Here is a 17,791-nt window from a genome sequence, read left to right as displayed (position 1 = left end):
GGTCACCTCGTTTCTTCAGATCTCTCTTGTGCACGTAATTGACCACACGCAGCAGCGATATCTGAACCTTGCTCTCGGCGGATCGTTACGTTAATACCATTTTTCTTTAATGTTTTTTCAAAAGCAAAAATTTGACTACGAGATGTACGAACATAATCACGTTCTGGTACATAGTTTACAGGAATTAAGTTGACATGACATTTAATTCCTTTAATTAAAGCAGATAGTTCCTCTGCTATTTCTACTGAATCATTTTCACCAGACATCAGCCCATACTCGAAACTCACTCGTCGACCTGTTTTTTTTGTATAGTATCGCACAGCTTCCATTAATTCTTCCAATTTATAAGCACGGGCAATTGGCATTAGCTTTTGACGTGCTTCTTGGTTTGGCGCATGCAGAGAAACGGCAAAGTTAATTTGTAATTGTTCATCTGCAAACTGGTAAATTTTAGGGACAATACCCGATGTTGAAACTGTGATATGACGTGCTCCGATATTTAAACCTTTTTCATGATTGATCACTTTTAAGAAGTTCATCATTGCATCATAGTTATCGAAAGGTTCACCAATACCCATAATGACAATATGAGATACTCGCTCGTCCAATTCATCTAATGTTTGCTGCACTTTGACAACTTGCTCCACAATTTCCCCTGCTAATAAATGTCGCTTCAAACCACCTAAAGTGGATGCACAAAACGTACAGCCAATTCGGCAGCCTACTTGTGTTGTTACACAGACAGAATTTCCATATTCATGGCGCATTAAAACAGTTTCTATTGAATAGCCATCTTGTAATTGGAATAAAAATTTAATGGTACCATCTTTAGATTCTTGTTTAATAATGGTTGATAGTGTGGATAATGCAAAATTTGCAGTTAGTTTTTCGCGTAATCCCTTTGAAAGGTTTGACATTTCTTCAAATGTCTTTACACGTTTATTATACAGCCAGTCAAAAATTTGAGCCGCACGGAAAGGCTTTTCGCCATTTTCCTTTAGCCATTCTTCTAATTGATGAGGTTGTAACGAATAAATGGATTCTTTTAAATTTGGCTTTTCTTTTTTTACACGTCGAACGGGCTTTTCTTCTGCTTCTTCTACTAAATCGTTAATACGTTCATTAAATTTCTCTTGATCCACCATTAGTTGGATTCTCCTTTTTTACGAAAGGCGGCGACAAAGAAACCGTCACTGCCAAAGTCTTGTGGAAAGACTTGAAGCATGCCATTAGCTTGCTTTTCCGCTAATTTTGTTGGTAAAGATTCTAGTTGTATAGCTTCCATTTCTGGATGTGCTGTTAAAAAGGCTTTCACAGTGCCTTCGTTTTCTTGTATGTCTACTGTACACGTACTGTATACAAGCTTACCATCTGTTTTCAAAACTTTCGTTGCTGCATCCAGTAAAGCTAATTGGATTTTTGAAGACTTTCTAAATCTTCTTCTCGCTTTGTATATTTAATATCTGGTTTACGTCGCATAACTCCTAGTCCACTACATGGTGCATCGACTAAGATAGCATCAAAAGACGCTGCTTGTAAAAATTCTGGTGCTTTCCGTCCGTCTATTGGGGCTGTTTCAACAATATCAAGCCCTAGACGCTCTGTATTATGGTCGATTAAATCTAATTTATGTGGATGAAGGTCTGTTGCTAAAATAGACCCTTCATTTTTCATTATTTCGGCAATATGTGTTGTTTTTCCACCAGGTGCCGCACACATATCCAAGACACGCATACCTGGAGTTGGATTTAGCACATTAGCAGGTATCATTGAACTTTCATCCTGAATAGTAATCATACCTTCTTTGAAGGCTTTTGTACGAGCTGGTTGACCGTTTGTAATGTATAAGCACTCTGGTATAACGTCGCTTTGATTAGCCGTTAATCCTTCTGCCTCTAACTTGGCAATTGCTTGCTGAACAGTTGCTTTTGTCGTATTAACACGCACAGTCTGCACAGGCGGTCTATTATTTTCATGCAACATTTCAGTCGCTACTTCAAGACCGTAGTTATCAACAAATCTTTGAACTAACCACATTGGATGACTTGTTTCTATTGAAAGGCGCTCAATTGGATCTGCTATGTCATCTGTTGAAGGGACTCCACTCCGTAACACGGATCTTAATATGCCATTGACCATAGAAGCGATTCCACGATGCCCTCGACGCTTGGCAATTTCTACTGCTTCGTTTACTGCAGCGTGTGGAGGGATACGTGTTAAATAATGGATTTGATACAACGAAATTCTTAATAACCAGCGAACCCAATGATCAATTGAACCACGAATAAATGGCTCTAAGTAATAATCAAGTGTCATTTTATGCTGTAAAGTTCCATACGTTATTTCAGTCAATAAAGCACGATCTTTTGCTTCAATTTTATGTCGTTTAATTGTTTCATTTAGCAATAAGTTGCTATAAGCCTGATTTTTATCAACTGCTAATAGAATTGACAATGCGGCATCTCGTACATTGCCATCCCAAATCACTACACTTTTTTTACTCATTTAAATTGGTCCCCAATCTGTAATTTAGAACCTGTCCCACGTAAATATTCCTCTGCGGTCATGCGCTTTTTACCAGCTGGTTGCACATCATATAATGCTAAAGTTGTCCCGTTGCCAGCTGCTACCTCAAAATGATCTTTATCAATGGCAACCACTGTACCTGGATTAGCCTCATGCTTACTTTTGCCAATCGTTGCCCACCAAATTTTAAAATTACCATCCTCAAAAGTAGTATAAGCAACAGGCCATGGATGAAGACCGCGCACTTGATTGTATAAAGTAATAGCATCGTTGGTCCAATCAATTCGTTCTTGTTCCCTTGAAATATTACTTGCAAAGGTAACTTGTGCTTCATCTTGAACTGTACGGTTATTTGTACCATTTATAATAGAAGGAAGTGTTTCCTTAAGTAATTCACAGCCAACCATACTTAGCTTATCAAAAAGTCCACCAGTATGATCATCTTCTTCAATAGGGATCGCTTTTTGAGAGATAATATCTCCCGCATCAAGCTTTTCTGCCATATACATGATTGTTACTCCTGTTTCTTTTTCACCATCCATGACGGCTTGGTGAATCGGAGCCCCTCCACGATATTTTGGTAATAGGGAGGCATGGACATTAATGCAGCCTAGAGCCGGTGCATCTAATAATTCTTTTGGTAGTATCTGTCCAAATGCTGCTGTTATTACTAGATCAGGCTGTAAAGCAAGAATCTGCTGTAACTCCTCGGAGCCACGCAATTTTTCAGGTTGAATAATTGGCAAGCCAAGTTCCAAAGCCGTTGCCTTTACTGGCGGCGGTGTTAATACTCGCTTACGCCCAACTGGACGATCTGGTTGTGTTACAACTGCTTTAATAGTATATCCTTCATCATGTAGCATACGCAAAATAGGTGCGGAGAAGTCAGGTGTCCCCATAAAAACGATAGATGTCATTTTATTCCTCCTCTTCAGCGTACATTTCTTCTAGTTCTTCTGCTGTGACAATACGCTTGATTTTTGAATCGAAAAGCACACCATCTAAATGATCAATTTCATGTAAAATCGCACGGGCATCAAAGCCACCTGCCTCTAATTCATAAACACGTCCTTCACGATCACATGCTTCAATTTTGACATAACTAGGACGTTCCACTTCTCCATATAACCCTGGAAAGCTCAAGCATCCTTCAATATCTACTTCTGCTCCGTCCGTTTCAACGACAGTTGGATTAATCATTTCTAAAATATCACGTTCTTCACCTAGTTCAACAATTGCTACCCGTAACCCTACGTCTATTTGTGGTGCCGCAATTCCAACGCCATCATATTCCACCATAGTGTCATATAAATCATCAAGTAATGTAATAATTTCATCATTAATTTCTGTCACTTCAGCACACGGTGTGGATAGTACTTTTGCAGGATTTTCAATTACTTTTTTTATAGCCATTATTATTTCCTCATTTCTGCTTTAAAGCTAGTGCACTAGCTAATTGATACTTTTATTAAAAATCGTGCTATTATTACACGCTAACTATATAGTAGACGGATCTAAATCTACCGTCATTAATATTCCTTGTTTAATCCACTCTGCTCTATACATAGCAAGTAAACGTTGTAAAACGGGAATTAGATTTGGTTCAATTTTATATTTTATCAAACATTGATAACGATATCTATTTTGGAGACGAGCAATACTCGCAGTTGTTGGTCCAATTATTGCTACTTGATTCGATAAGTTCCCTCGTAACCAATCAGCCACTCGACCAGCATATTCAGCAGCCATCATGACATCTTCATGGGATAATTGAATAAGAGCTACAAAATAATAAGGTGGATAGTTTGATCTGCGACGTAAAAACATCTCACGTTCATAAAATGGTTCATACTCTTGTGTTTTAGCTAATTCAATTGCGTAATGCTCAGGTGTATACGTTTGAATGATGACTTCCCCTAGCTTGTCATGTCTCCCAGCTCGGCCACTTACCTGTGTTAATAGCTGAAATGTTCGCTCTGCTGCGCGGTAATCAGGTAAATGTAAGGATGTATCAGCACTAAGTACACCGACTAGCGTAATATTTGGAAAATCCAGACCCTTTGCGATCATTTGAGTACCCAGCAAAATATCTGCATGCCCTGCCCCAAATGTCTCTAATATTTCTTCATGTGCCCCTTTATGCTTCGTAGTATCTACATCCATACGTAATACTCTTGCCTCAGGAAACAACTTATACAGCTCCTCTTCCACCTTTTGTGTACCTGTACCAAAATAACGAATATGATCACTTTGACATTGTGGACATATTTGTGGAACATGTTCCTCGTAACCACAATAATGACATTTCAATTTTTCAGTTGTTCGATGATAGGTTAATGAAATATCACAATTTGGACATTGGACAACTGTTCCACAATCTCGACAAAGTACAAATGATGAATAGCCACGACGGTTTAAAAACAGCACCATTTGTTCTTTTTTCTCAAGTCTTAAACGGATTGCTTCTATCAGTGATTGGGAAAACATCGAACGATTACCTTGTCTCAGCTCTTCACGCATATCTGCAATAAAAACAGTCGGCAAAGCCTGATGTAAAGCACGGTGTTTTAAGGAGAGTAGCTTATATACTCCCTTTTTAGCTCTTGCAAATGATTCTAATGCTGGTGTTGCACTCCCTAAAATAATAGGACAGTTATAAAATTCGCTACGCCAGATGGCTACATCTCTTGCATGATAACGCGGTGAATCTTCTTGCTTATAAGTTGATTCATGTTCCTCATCCAATATAATAAGCCCTATATTCGTAAAAGGAGCAAAAATAGCCGAACGAGCTCCAACTACGACCTTCACTTTGCCTTGTTGGATTTTACGCCATTCATCATATTTCTCCCCTACAGATAATCCACTATGCATCACAGCAACCATCTCACCAAAACGACTGCGGAATCGTTCGGTCATTTGTGGAGTTAAAGAGATTTCAGGTACCAACATAATGGCTTCTTTTCCTTCTTCTAATACCTTTTGAATAGCCTGCAAATAAACCTCTGTTTTGCCACTTCCTGTTACACCATGTAATAAAAAGGTTTGCGCTATTTGCTGGTCCATAGCTGTAGTAATAGCTTGGAGAGCAACCTGCTGCTCACTCGTTAATTGTAAGGCATGTGTACGTGAAACTTCCTTCGTAAATGGATCACGAAATACTTCCTCTTGAATAAATTGAGCAGCTCCTTTATCAATTACTGCCTCTAAAACTGAAATAGAGACCTTTGCTTCGTCACAAATTTGTTGGGGAGTAAAAATCTCTCCTAAGTGTTGACACATCCATTGCAGTAATAGCCGTTGTTTAGCTGCTCTGGTTGACTGCCCTAAAGCACGTTCAATAAGTTGTTGGTCTGCTGTTATTTGAACCATTCGAATTTCTTTCACATTTCCCTGTTGCTTCACAACATTTTCGATTGAAACAATGTTTTCTGCAACCAATTGCTTCAAAAGGGGTAGTAAACCTGCTCGCTCAAATTCTTTAAAATTTGCTCGTTGACGCTTCCCGAATATAGCCTGTACCTCTAGTGGCAATTGTTGACCTTGTTGTAGCTTAATCATTTTTTCATACTTGGCTCGAAGTGCAGATGGTAACATCACTTGCAAGGCATCTATTTCATAGCAAATCGTATCGTTCTTCAACCACTTCGCCATTCGCAACATCTCTTCTGTCAGGACTGGCTCCATATCTAAAATTTGATTGATTACCTTTAGTTTATTTAACGGTACATCTGTTTCTTTCTTCAATCCAACAACAAAACCCAGGACATTCCTTGGACCAAATGGCACTTTAACACGACTTCCTAACTCGATAACACTAATCCATTCTACAGGTACTTGATAATCAAATGGACGGTCTACATGGTAAGTAGAGACATCTACAATGACCTCTGCTATCAAGAAGCTCATTGTTCCTCACCCTTTATAATATATGACCATAATGTCTGAGCAAAAAGTTGTGGGTTAATTGTAGCCAAAAAATGTCCGTTAAGCTGCGCTTTTTCACTAAAATCAATCCATCTCTCAGAAAGTATATTAAGCATTGGAGTTCCTTGCACTTTTTGTCCGAAAGTGATCGCTTTTATGCCTTCTACCGAAATGATCGGCGTTTCCTTTATAGTCGGCACATTTGCTGCATGGATCAATATTGCCTGAGGATATTGGATTTTATAAGCCTCCAGTTGCTGTATAGCATCAAACAAATTAGAATTTTCTATTTCAATTACATGTGCGCCTAACATTCTTGCTTCATGTGCTAAAGCTCGGCCTATGGCTCCAGTTGCCTGTGGACTAATTACATGCTGTTCATCCAATGGTACATGTAGGGCACCTGCAGTCACTATAACTGTTTTACCTGTTAGTGGTGTAGTTTTTCCCGAAAAAAAATCTTGAACAAGTGCAGTGATTTTTTCTGGCTCCTCTAGACGGCCCTTCCCGACATAGCCACATGCTAAAAAGCCTTCGGAAGGCTCAATAAATTTGTAGCCATCAGCTGATAGCCTATCCAAATTACGTTTTACCGCTGGATGGTCGTACATGTGTACATTCATGGCTGGTGCAATCCATACAGGTGCTGTCGTAGCAAGCAGGGTTGTTGTGATCATATCATCTGCTATACCATTGGCCATTTTTCCTATTATATTTGCTGTAGCGGGCGCTACTAAAATTAAATCAGCCCAGTCTGCTAAGTCTATATGAGCAATCACACTTGAATCTTTTTCATCAAACGTGTCAAAATAAACATCATTTTTGGACATCACTTGAAAACTTAATGGATTCACAAACTGTCTAGCAGAGGCTGTCATGATGACTTTTACATTGGCTCCTGCTTGTGATAGCTTGCTTACGAGTGCCACAGCTTTATATACGGCAATCCCGCCTGAAACACAAAGTAAAATATTTTTATTCATGCTAGGTGTCGTCCTTTCAAATGATAAGCTCCCAAAGAAGGATTCCCTGGGAGCTTTCGGCATTCTGTATAATCAAAATCTACTGCTAACTAGACTAGCATGCATGTAAACATAGTAAAGCTCTTTACATGATGTTAGATTTCGTCCTCATACACAGTTGACTCATCCTGTGATACTTTCGTAAGTACACCTGCCGCTACTTCTTCAAGTGCTTTCCCAACATATTTATGGGAAACATACTTGTGTAAGCGTTCTGTGTCTTGCTCTTCTTGCATTTGGCGAGCGCGTTTAGAAGCAAGGCTCACTAATGAATATTTTGAATCGATTTCCTTTTTTAAAGCGTCTACTGATGGGTATAGCATTGTTTTATTCTCCTCTCAACATTGACAAATATCTTTTTTCAACACGTTCTCTACGACAATGCTCGGCTTTAATAATCGCATTTATACGATCACAGGCATTCGTCACTTCATCATTTTCCACAACATAATCATACAAGCTCATCATTTCAAGCTCTTCACTTGCAGTAGCGATTCGTTTGGCAATGATATCCTCCGTTTCTGTCCCACGTCCAACTAAACGATCTTTTAATTCCGTTAAACTTGGAGGGGCTAAGAAAATAAATAAGGCATCTGGTGCTTTTTTACGAATTTGTGCTGCACCCTGCACTTCGATTTCTAAAAATACATCACGACCTGCATCAAGTGTTTCATTTACATAAGCTAATGGTGTTCCATAATAGTTACCGACAAATTCAGCGTGCTCTAATAAGCCACCTTGTTCAATTAACACTTCAAATTCATGACGTGTCTTGAAAAAATAGTCTACACCATCTACTTCACCTTCGCGAGGATTTCGTGTTGTCATCGAGATGGAATACTCATAATTCGTATTCGGCTGAGAAAATAATTCTTTTCGCACTGTCCCTTTACCTACACCAGAGGGGCCAGACAGAACAATTAATAATCCACGTTCTTTTATCATTTATTCTCTATATCTCCCTTAATTTATAACAGACACGTGCAAGTTATTCGATGTTTTGCACTTGCTCACGCATCTTTTCTAAAATTGTTTTCGCCTGAACAACAGCAACCGCTGCTTCTGTAGATTGATTTTTTGAACCAATCGTATTAATCTCGCGATGTATTTCCTGCATTAAAAAGTCCAATTTACGCCCAACCGAAATCTTTTCAAGTAATGTTTCCTCCAGCTGGTTGAAGTGACTATCTAATCTGTCTAATTCTTCGGAGATGTCTACTCGTTCTGCAAAAATCGCTACTTCCGCTAGTAAACGATCTTCTAGCAATGTGCCGTTTGCAACTTCATTAATTCGCTCTATTAATCGTGTACGATATTTTTCAACAGCAAGTGAAGAACACAAACGAATCTGATTGACTTGCTCCATTAACTGTTCTTTATATTGTACAACAACCTCTTGTAATTCTTGCCCTTCACGCTCACGCATTTGTACGAGCTGTTCAATCGCTTGTGAAATTGCTTGTTCAACAGCGCTGAGTAAATCCTCTGGTGTAAGCTGAGGCTTTTGCTGCACAAGGGCCTGCTCTAACGATAAAAGCTCTTGCATCGTCCATTTTTCTTCAAGTGGTACTTTACTTGCTAATTGCTCTTTTGCCTTACGATACGCTTCAATTAATGACCAATTAATCTCAATAGATTGCTCTACGTTCTCTAAGTCCTTCACATATACCATCACATCAATTTTGCCGCGTGACAAAGCTTGAGAAATTAGTTTCTTTGCAAAAATTTCAGCTTCAAGCCATTCTTTCGGAAATTTTGCATTAATTTCTAAAAAACGATGGTTGACCGAGCGCATTTCCACGGTTAATTGAAAGTCTCTAGTTGTTGTGACACCTCTGCCAAAACCAGTCATACTACGCACCAAGGTTCGTCACACCTTTCTTTGCATACTGGGATTATTATAACATAAGCTTTGTCGATTATGACGACTCTCCAAAAAAATTTGGTTAAAGTAAAAGCTAATTCTACCACAATTGAAGCTATATTTTAATATTCACCTAAAAAATGCTATGATAAACATACCAAAAGAGTATTTGCGAGCTTAAAAATAGTGCATGCAGATACATAAAGAAAAAATACGAAAGTACCAAGATGCTTGATATCGTTGGAAAGAGGAATTCATATGGCATTTGATGGCTTATTTACTTATTCAATAACTGCCGACCTACAACAGCTAGTCACTGGTCGGATTACCAAAATACATCAACCCAATGCACAAGAAGTTATTTTACATGTGCGAGCGAACGGAAAGAATCATAAATTACTGTTTTCCATCCACTCTTCTTATGCACGTGTACACCTTACTGAACAGGTGATTGAAAATCCAGCAGAGCCGCCAATGTTTTGTATGCTTTTGCGTAAGCATATAGAGGGTGGTTTTATTGCTTCTATAAAACAGCGTGATTTTGATCGCATTATAATAGTAGAAATTGAAAGTAAAAATGAAATTGGAGATCCAATTGTAAGAGAAATACATGCTGAAATTATGGGTAGACATAGTAATCTACTGTTGATTGATCAAGAGCAGGGAAAAATTATTGACAGCCTAAAACATCTACCGCCTTCAGTCAATAGCTTCCGTACTGTACTACCAGGGCAACCGTATTTTGCGCCACCCACACAAAACAAATGGAATCCTTTAACAGTGACAGATGAAGAGCTAACAGCATTTTTCGCTGAAGCAAAAACCTCTAAAGAGATCGTGCAACAATTAGCTGGTTTTTCACCTCTTCACGCGGAAGAATTATTGTATCGAATGAAGACGACTTCAAATACACTAGTATGTTTCAAGGATTTTATGGCCTCCTTTGCGAACGGTGGAATGAAGCCTATGTACGTACTCTTCAATCAGAAAGTATACTTTTCCCCTATCGAATTAACGCATTTGCATGATGGGGATATAACAATCTATCCTAATGTCCATGAGCTTCTTGATCGTGTATTCTTTGCCCGTGCAGAGCGAGATCGTGTAAAACAACAAGCAGGCGATTTAGAGCGCTGGCTACAAAATGAGATTGACAAATTAGCTTTAAAAACAAAAAAGTTAACAAAGGATTATGAACGTGCCTCCAAGCTCGATCAATTCCAACTATATGGTGAGCTATTAATGGCTAATATCTATGCCTTTGAAAAAGGAGTTAAGGAAGTTACTGTCACAAATTACTATAGTGAAACTGGCGAAGAAATAACGATTCCAGTAAGCGAACGTAAAACACCTATTGAAAATGCCCAAAGTTATTACACAAAATATACAAAGGCAAAAAATGCCTTGGTCATGGTTCAAGAGCAGCTAGAAAAAACTACTGATGAAATTTCTTACTTCGAAATGCTTGCACAGCAAGTTCAGCAGGCTTCTCCTGGAGATATTGAGGAAATTCGTGAAGAGCTAGCAGAGCAAGGTTACTTAAAACTACGTCATGCGAAGAAAAAGAAAAAACAAGCGAAACCTGAACCAGAACGCTATGTTTCTTCTACAGGTGTAACAATCTCTGTTGGAAAAAACAATAAACAAAATGATATGCTGACATTTAAACTAGCAAAGCGGACTGATATTTGGTTACACACAAAAGATATTCCTGGATCTCATGTTGTCATTCATTCAAGTGAACCCGATGAAACGACATTGCGAGAAGCTGCCACACTAGCCGCCTATTTTTCTAAGGCCAGAGAATCCTCTTCTGTGCCTGTAGATTATACCGAAATACGACAGGTCAAAAAACCAAATGGTGCCAAACCTGGTTTCGTCATCTATTTTGAACAAAAGACACTGTATATTGACCCGGATGAGGCAGTCATTTTACAGTTAAAGAAACAGTCATAAAGGAAGAAACCGATACAAATTGTATCGGTTTCTTCCTTTTTATAACGAGTACACGTAATCCGTACTATAAAACGATGAAAACAACCTTATCTTGATTGATTTTTACAGACAATCTTCCTTATTATAATAACAATATAAAAACACATGAATAATCTGCACTGTTTCCTTCAACGTATATTGACTTCTACTACTGAGAAACGCTAAATTAAAGTATAAAAATTTTTATAGAGCATTCAGGAAAGGGCGTATCTATATGTCTGTAGGTAAAAAATTAAGCTTTGGTTTCTTTGCAATTATTCTCACATTAATCATTTCTTTGTTCATTATGTTCCTGTTATTTTCAAACATTGAAAAAAAGATTGAAAATGCATTAGAAGGACATGTTGCCCTTGTAGAATTAGCAGATGATATTCAATACGAAATGGCTATGCAAGGTCTTTTCATTCGTGCCATCATCATCGAAGACAAACCTGCTAACAAAGAGAGTTTCTCAAAATATGCAAGTATGCTCGACACACATGTAGATGAAATCACTGAAAAATCGAATTCAGCTGAAATGGAAACATATGCACAGGAATTAAAAGTTCATAATGATTCTTTTAACAAGGCAGCAACTGAAGCAATAGCTTTATTTGAAGCTGGTAATCTAGAAGGTGCTTTGCAGAAGGTAAATGGTGAAGTCCAACAAGCTAATAAAGGTATACAAGATGTATCCGATCAAATTGGAAACTATCAAAAGGAACAACTAGATATTGTGACAAAAGAATCTAAACAGGCCGTGTTTAATTCACAAATTATTTCCATTATCGCAATCATTATTGGTATCGCTCTAGGTATTTTCCTTATTTTCTATATACAACGGACAATCTCACGCCCTTTAAAATCTGTCGTTCTGGCTGCAAACCATGTAGCTAATGGAGAATTAATTCATCCAGATATTACCCATCAATCAAAAGATGAAATTGGTCAGCTTTCAGCAGCTTTTAATGCCATGAAGGGTAATTTGAAAAATTTATTAACGCATATACAGGACAATGCAGAGCATTTAACAGCTTCAGTAGAGGAACTTTCTGCCTCAACTGAAGAAATTACTGCCACTGCTGATGAAATTACAATACGGATTAACGAAACAGCTGAGGCTGCAGTGACAGCTACAGTTGCAGCTAACGAAAGCGCACACGCAATGGATGAAACGGCTGTAGGTGTTCAACGAATAGCTGAGGCAACTCAACAACTACATCAGAATGCTATAACAACTTCAGAATTAGCAACAAATGGAAATGAGACGGTAGAAGAAGCTCAGCAACAAATGAATGTCATCCATGAATCAACACAAACGATTAATAATCTTGTTCAAAAATTGAGTAAGCAATCAGATGAGATTAGTCAGATCACAGCTGTTATTACAGCTATTACAGATCAAACAAATTTATTGGCACTCAATGCAGCAATTGAAGCGGCTAGAGCTGGAGAGCATGGTAAAGGATTTGCGGTAGTAGCAGATGAGGTTCGTAAGTTAGCTGAGGAATCCAAACAATCAGCCAACCAAATCGTTGCCTTAACGCTAGAAATTCAACAGGATACACATAATGTAGAAAAAGCAGTCTTTGATGGACTTCATTCTGTCACAGAGGGCGTTAAAATCATCGGACATGCAGGACAAGCCTTTGAAGGAATTGTGAAAGCAATTAATACGATGACAGATCAAATAGAAGATATATCAGCTACCTCTGAAGAAATTTCAGCTAGCGCTGAACAGGTTGCAGCGTCCGTTGCAGAAATCGCCCATGGTGCTTCAACTAGCGCGGATAATACAAAAATTGTAGCTTCAGCAACTAGAGAACAATCTATAACAGTACAACAAGTAAACCAAGTTGCCTCAGATCTAAGCGAAAAGTCCTTAGATTTACAGAATCAGATCAATCAATTTAAACTTTAAATAAAAAACAGTGCATTTTATAAATGGGATGCACTGTTTTTTATATTTTTTCATGGTATACCACTTAAAAAGTGGAAGAATATCCTTCTGAATAGCTATTGTTAACGTTTTCATTCGATGAATAAACAGATTTTTAGTAATTATTTGCATTATCAATCCTCTTCAGTAAGACAAATGACATCCTCAAAAAAACAATAAGATTTAAACAGTTCTCTTTGGAAGAATACAAGGCGAAATGAAGCATTCCTTTTATTTTTTAACGGATGAATAAAACAGTAACCAACTGCATATATGCATGTATATACAACTAGCTCCAAAATTATTTCAAAAAAACTTAATCTCGTAAACTAGCTTGTCACTAAATCCAAATTTTTCTTAGTATGGGTACCCTTTTTCATACAAATGCTCATTTTTTTCTTTTTCTTCCCCACAAATGGATAATCCTAGAAAAATACAAAACAAGTTTCTTATATATCATTAATAGATAAAAATATTCATGTTTTGCGATAATAAATTACAAGAAATTACCTGTAAAAGAATCTAATTCACTGAGTTTTACATAGATTTTCTACAAATCTATACAAATTCCTCAAGGTATTACATCTATGACTTTTGATTCATTTTTCAAATATCGATAATATTATCAAAAAAATAGGAATTTTCCGTATAGTAAATCATTTTTTTATTTTTACTTTATTTTTGATATTCAGAATAAGTAAATATCAAATTTTTAATATATATACACTTCGCCTCTTTAGCGTGATAAATCGGAAAAATTTATTATTCTCCTAAATGTCAGATAATACTATATAAATTCGAATCTTTTTTATTTTGTACACAATGATTTTTTTGGTATATTAAATAGGAGCTTCACAAAAGGCTTAAAAATTGTATAAGGGGGATTCACATGAATAAAAACAAAAAGTTTTTATTACTAACAGTCCTTGCAGTATTTTCTTTAGTACTTGCTGCATGTGGCTTCGGTGGAGATTCGTCTGACAAATCTAAAGACGAAGGAAAAGATTCTGGCTCTTCAGAAACAACTTCATCAGGTGGCGAATTAAATGTAGTAGTAGCTTCTGAGCCGCCATCTCTTCATCCTGCATTAGCAACAGATACAACTTCTGGTGTTATTCTAACAAATACTTTTGAAGGATTAACAACACTTGATGCAGACGCTCGTCCAGTTGCAGCTGCTGCTGAAAGCTGGGAAGTTAGTGAAGATTTAAAAACATACACGTTCAAATTACGTGATGCTAAATGGTCAAACGGAGATCCAGTAGTAGCTGGTGACTTCGAATACGCTTGGAAATGGGCATTAAACCCAGACAATCTTTCTGAATATGCTTCAATCCTTTACCCAATTAAAGGTGCTGCAGCATACAACAATGGTGAAGGTTCTGCTGATGATGTAGGCGTTAAAGCACAAGACGAAAAAACATTAGTAGTAACTTTAGAAAACCCAACACCTTACTTCTTAGAATTAACAGCATTCAAAACATATGCACCATTAAACCAAAAAGTAGTTGAAGGTAATGATGAGTGGTATGCAGATGCTGGTGAAAACTATGTAACAAACGGTCCTTTCACATTAGCTGAATGGAGACACAATGATACAATCGTATTAAAGAAAAACCCAGAGTACTGGGATGCTGATAAAGTTTCTTTAGAAACTGTTAATATCGGTATGGTTGAGTCTGAAGCAACTGCTGCAACAAGCTTCAAAGCTGGAGAAATTGACTACTTAGGTGCACCATTCCAATCTGTGGCACTTGATTCAATCGACGCATTTAAAGCTGATGGTTCATTAAATATCAATGACCAAGCTTCTGTTTACTGGTACAAGCTAAATACAAAAGATAAAATCACTGGAAACGCTAACATCCGTAAAGCGTTAGCTTTAGCAGTTGATCGTCAAGGTTTAATTGACAACATTACTAAAGGTGAGCAAAAACCTGCATTAGGCATGGTTCCTATCGCAGTTCATGGCTTTGAAGAAGACCGTGGTTACTTCAAAGATAACGATATCGAAGGTGCTAAAGCAGCACTTGAAGCTGGTATGAAAGAACTTGGAATTACAAACCCAGCAGATATCAAAATTAACCTTTCTTACAACACTAGTGAAGCACACGCTGCTATCGCTCAATACGTTCAAGAGGGCTGGACTAAAAACCTAGGTATCACTGTAGGTCTAGATAACTCTGAATGGCAAGTATATTTAGAAAAACTTAACCAATTAGATTACCAAGTTGGCCGTATGGGCTGGGTTGGTGACTACAACGATGCTTATACATTCTTAGAAATGTATGACACTGCTGCAAACGGTAACAACGATACTGGTTGGGAAAGTGCAGAATACAAAAAATTGTTAGATCAATCTAACGTTGAAGCAGATCCTGCTAAACGTCTTGAGCTTTTAAAACAAGCTGAAAAAATTGCTGTGAATGATTTCCCAGTTATTCCAATCTACTACTACACGAACCTATCTGTAGTACAAGATTATGTGAAAAACATGAAGGCAGACATCCTTGGTAACATCTCTCTTAAAGAGGTTAAAGTAGAGAAATAATCAACTATAATTCGCTTATTTAGCTCTACAGCGAAGAGCTGCCTCGTAGCCACTTCGGCGCGAGTCAGCTCTTTTTAAAATACGAAGGCATATATTTGTCTGAAAATTGACAAATAGAAGGAGGAGTTTTATGTGATTAAATATATTTTGAAAAGGCTGATGTATATACTTCTCGCGCTTTTCGTCATCGTAACGGTTACGTTTTTCTTAATGCGTCTCGCTCCTGGTAGTCCTTTCGCGAGTGAACGTAATTTCCCACCTCAAATTGAGGAGAAGTTAAACGAAACGTATGGATTAAATAACCCTTGGTATATTCAATATAAAGATTATTTAATCGATACGGCCACATTCAATTTCGGTGAGTCAATGAAATATAAAGCGCGTTCTACAAATGATATGATTTCTGAAAGTTTCCCTGTTTCATTAACATTAGGGATTGAAGCTATGCTATTAGCAGTTGGATTCGGTGTATTAATTGGCGTAGTTTCCGCGCTATATCATAATAGGTTCCCGGATTATTTGGCAACGTCCTTTGCGGTGCTCGGTATATCAGTACCTTCATTTATATTAGCAGGTTTAATGCAGTATTTCTTAGCCTTTAAGCTAGGCTGGTTCCCTATTAGTGGGTGGAAGGGCTTTATTTATAGTATTTTACCAGCCCTTGCAATCGCTTTCTCTCATATGGGCTTTATCGCAAAATTAACACGTTCAAGTATGCTTGAACAAAACAATAGTGATTATGTAAAAATGGCTCGTGCAAAAGGTATTGGTAAATGGACAATCGTATTCCGTCATACATTACGAAATGCCCTTCTGCCAGTCGTAACATACCTTGGTCCATTAACAGCTGGTGTTGTAACAGGTAGTTTCATTGTTGAGCAAATTTTCGCTATTCCTGGACTTGGTAAGCACTTTGTTCAAAGTATTACAAACCGTGACTATACAGTAATTATGGGTACGACGGTGTTCTATTCCATCATCCTTTTATTTGCGGTATTAATCGTTGATATTCTATATAGTGTGATTGATCCGCGTATTAAACTGAAAGGAGCGAAAAAATAATGACACAGCAACAAATTGAAAAAGATAAGTTTAAAATTGTTGGTGGAAATCATGAAGCAACGGAAAAATTAGCTGATAAATCAGTCTCCTTTTGGAAAGAAGTATTTCTCCGTTTCTCTCATAACAAATTAGCCATCATTGGGATAATCATTTTAATCATTGTTATTTTAATGGCTACATTCGTACCAATGTTTTCTCAATATAAAGCAAGTGATCAGCTAGGTGTTTACAACGCACCACCATCTGCACAATTTTGGTTTGGAACGGATGACCTTGGTCGTGATATTTTCGTTCGTATTTGGGAAGGCGCTCGTATTTCCCTTTTTATCGGAATTGCTGCAGCGATTATTGACTTAATTATCGGTGTTTTATGGGGAAGTATTTCAGGCTTAGCAGGCGGTCGCGTTGATAACATCATGATGCGTATTGCTGACGTTTTAACAGCTGTACCTTACCTTCTAGTAGTAATCGTACTTTTAGTTGTTATGCAACCTGGTTTAATTCCTATGATTATTGCCCTGTCCATCACTGGATGGATTAATATGGCTCGTATCGTTCGTGGTGAAGTATTATCTATTAAAAATCAAGAATATGTTCTTGCTGCTCGTACATTAGGTGCTAGTACAGGCCATTTAATTATTAAACACTTAGTTCCGAATGCTCTTGGTGCAATCTTAGTAACGATGACGCTAACAATTCCATCTGCTATTTTCACCGAATCATTCCTAAGCTACCTTGGTCTTGGGGTGCCTGCTCCAACAGCTTCTTGGGGTACAATGGCCTCTGATGGTAATAAAGCTATTGCCAATGCTCCATGGCGCTTGATTTTCCCAGCAGTATTTATCTCACTGACAATCTTTGCGTTTAACGCAGTTGGTGACGGCTTACGTGACGCTCTAGATCCAAAACTACGTAAATAAGGAGGT

The 17,791-nt window shown here is 37.7% G+C and carries 13 protein-coding genes and 1 pseudogene; 5 read left to right on the top strand and 9 right to left on the bottom strand.

All coding sequences use genetic code 11. From position 1 onward, the window contains the following. Positions 1-2: 2 nt before the first annotated feature. The 9 genes and pseudogenes from rlmN to LBYS11_RS04675 all read right to left on the bottom strand — a co-directional run bounded on the left by rlmN (position 3) and on the right by LBYS11_RS04675 (position 9,327). Complete coding sequence (rlmN, locus tag LBYS11_RS04715) at positions 3-1,145, bottom strand: dual-specificity RNA methyltransferase RlmN (RefSeq protein ID WP_103117566.1); 1,143 nt, start codon at positions 1,143-1,145, stop codon at positions 3-5. Then, positions 1,145-2,505, bottom strand: a pseudogene (rsmB, locus tag LBYS11_RS04710) (16S rRNA (cytosine(967)-C(5))-methyltransferase RsmB). Before rsmB ends, rlmN begins: the two are co-directional and overlap by 1 nt. Then, positions 2,502-3,443, bottom strand: a complete 942-nt coding sequence (gene fmt, locus LBYS11_RS04705) for a methionyl-tRNA formyltransferase (RefSeq protein WP_103117565.1) — start codon at positions 3,441-3,443, stop codon at positions 2,502-2,504. Before fmt ends, rsmB begins: the two are co-directional and overlap by 4 nt. A gap of 1 nt (position 3,444) precedes the next feature. Then, complete coding sequence (gene def, locus LBYS11_RS04700) at positions 3,445-3,939, bottom strand: peptide deformylase (protein ID WP_004227388.1); 495 nt, start codon at positions 3,937-3,939, stop codon at positions 3,445-3,447. An 84-nt stretch (positions 3,940-4,023) separates the two neighbouring features. Next, the gene (gene priA, locus LBYS11_RS04695; RefSeq protein WP_103117564.1) at positions 4,024-6,435 is read right to left on the bottom strand and encodes a primosomal protein N'; all 2,412 of its coding nucleotides are present in this window, start codon (positions 6,433-6,435) and stop codon (positions 4,024-4,026) included. After that, positions 6,432-7,436 (bottom strand): bifunctional phosphopantothenoylcysteine decarboxylase/phosphopantothenate--cysteine ligase CoaBC, encoded by a 1,005-nt coding sequence (gene coaBC, locus LBYS11_RS04690; RefSeq protein WP_103117563.1) that lies wholly within the window; start codon positions 7,434-7,436, stop codon positions 6,432-6,434. The genes priA and coaBC overlap by 4 nt, the downstream gene beginning before the upstream one ends. A 134-nt stretch (positions 7,437-7,570) precedes the next feature. Continuing rightward, positions 7,571-7,798, bottom strand: coding sequence for a DNA-directed RNA polymerase subunit omega (gene rpoZ, locus LBYS11_RS04685; protein ID WP_004227380.1), 228 nt, complete (start codon positions 7,796-7,798; stop codon positions 7,571-7,573). 4 nt (positions 7,799-7,802) lie between these two features. Continuing rightward, positions 7,803-8,420, bottom strand: a complete 618-nt coding sequence (gene gmk / locus LBYS11_RS04680) for a guanylate kinase (protein WP_004227379.1) — start codon at positions 8,418-8,420, stop codon at positions 7,803-7,805. Positions 8,421-8,463: 43 nt separating this feature from the next. Next, on the bottom strand, positions 8,464-9,327 hold the full coding sequence (locus tag LBYS11_RS04675; RefSeq protein ID WP_233732431.1) for a YicC/YloC family endoribonuclease: 864 nt from the start codon (positions 9,325-9,327) through the stop codon (positions 8,464-8,466). Positions 9,328-9,597: 270 nt separating this feature from the next. Here LBYS11_RS04675 and LBYS11_RS04670 point away from each other — a divergent pair, with 270 nt between their 5' ends. The 5 genes from LBYS11_RS04670 to LBYS11_RS04645 all read left to right on the top strand — a co-directional run bounded on the left by LBYS11_RS04670 (position 9,598) and on the right by LBYS11_RS04645 (position 17,785). Beyond that, the gene (locus LBYS11_RS04670) at positions 9,598-11,295 is read left to right on the top strand and encodes an Rqc2 family fibronectin-binding protein (RefSeq protein ID WP_103117561.1); all 1,698 of its coding nucleotides are present in this window, start codon (positions 9,598-9,600) and stop codon (positions 11,293-11,295) included. A 253-nt stretch (positions 11,296-11,548) separates the two neighbouring features. Beyond that, the gene (locus LBYS11_RS04665; RefSeq protein ID WP_103117560.1) at positions 11,549-13,234 is read left to right on the top strand and encodes a methyl-accepting chemotaxis protein; all 1,686 of its coding nucleotides are present in this window, start codon (positions 11,549-11,551) and stop codon (positions 13,232-13,234) included. Between the two features lie 907 nt (positions 13,235-14,141). Further along, a complete protein-coding gene (locus tag LBYS11_RS04655; RefSeq protein ID WP_048395383.1) occupies positions 14,142-15,803 on the top strand; it encodes a peptide ABC transporter substrate-binding protein in 1,662 nt (553 codons plus the stop codon). Between the two features lie 132 nt (positions 15,804-15,935). After that, complete coding sequence (locus LBYS11_RS04650; protein ID WP_004227372.1) at positions 15,936-16,865, top strand: ABC transporter permease; 930 nt, start codon at positions 15,936-15,938, stop codon at positions 16,863-16,865. Continuing rightward, on the top strand, positions 16,865-17,785 hold the full coding sequence (locus LBYS11_RS04645; RefSeq protein WP_048395384.1) for an ABC transporter permease: 921 nt from the start codon (positions 16,865-16,867) through the stop codon (positions 17,783-17,785). Before LBYS11_RS04650 ends, LBYS11_RS04645 begins: the two co-directional genes overlap by 1 nt. Positions 17,786-17,791: the final 6 nt, after the last annotated feature.

This window comes from Lysinibacillus sp. YS11, from assembly GCF_002896375.1.
GTDB lineage: Bacteria > Bacillota > Bacilli > Bacillales_A > Planococcaceae > Lysinibacillus > Lysinibacillus capsici.
The sequence above is the reverse complement of the archived record's forward strand: the minus strand, read 5'-3'. Positions and strand labels throughout refer to the sequence as shown.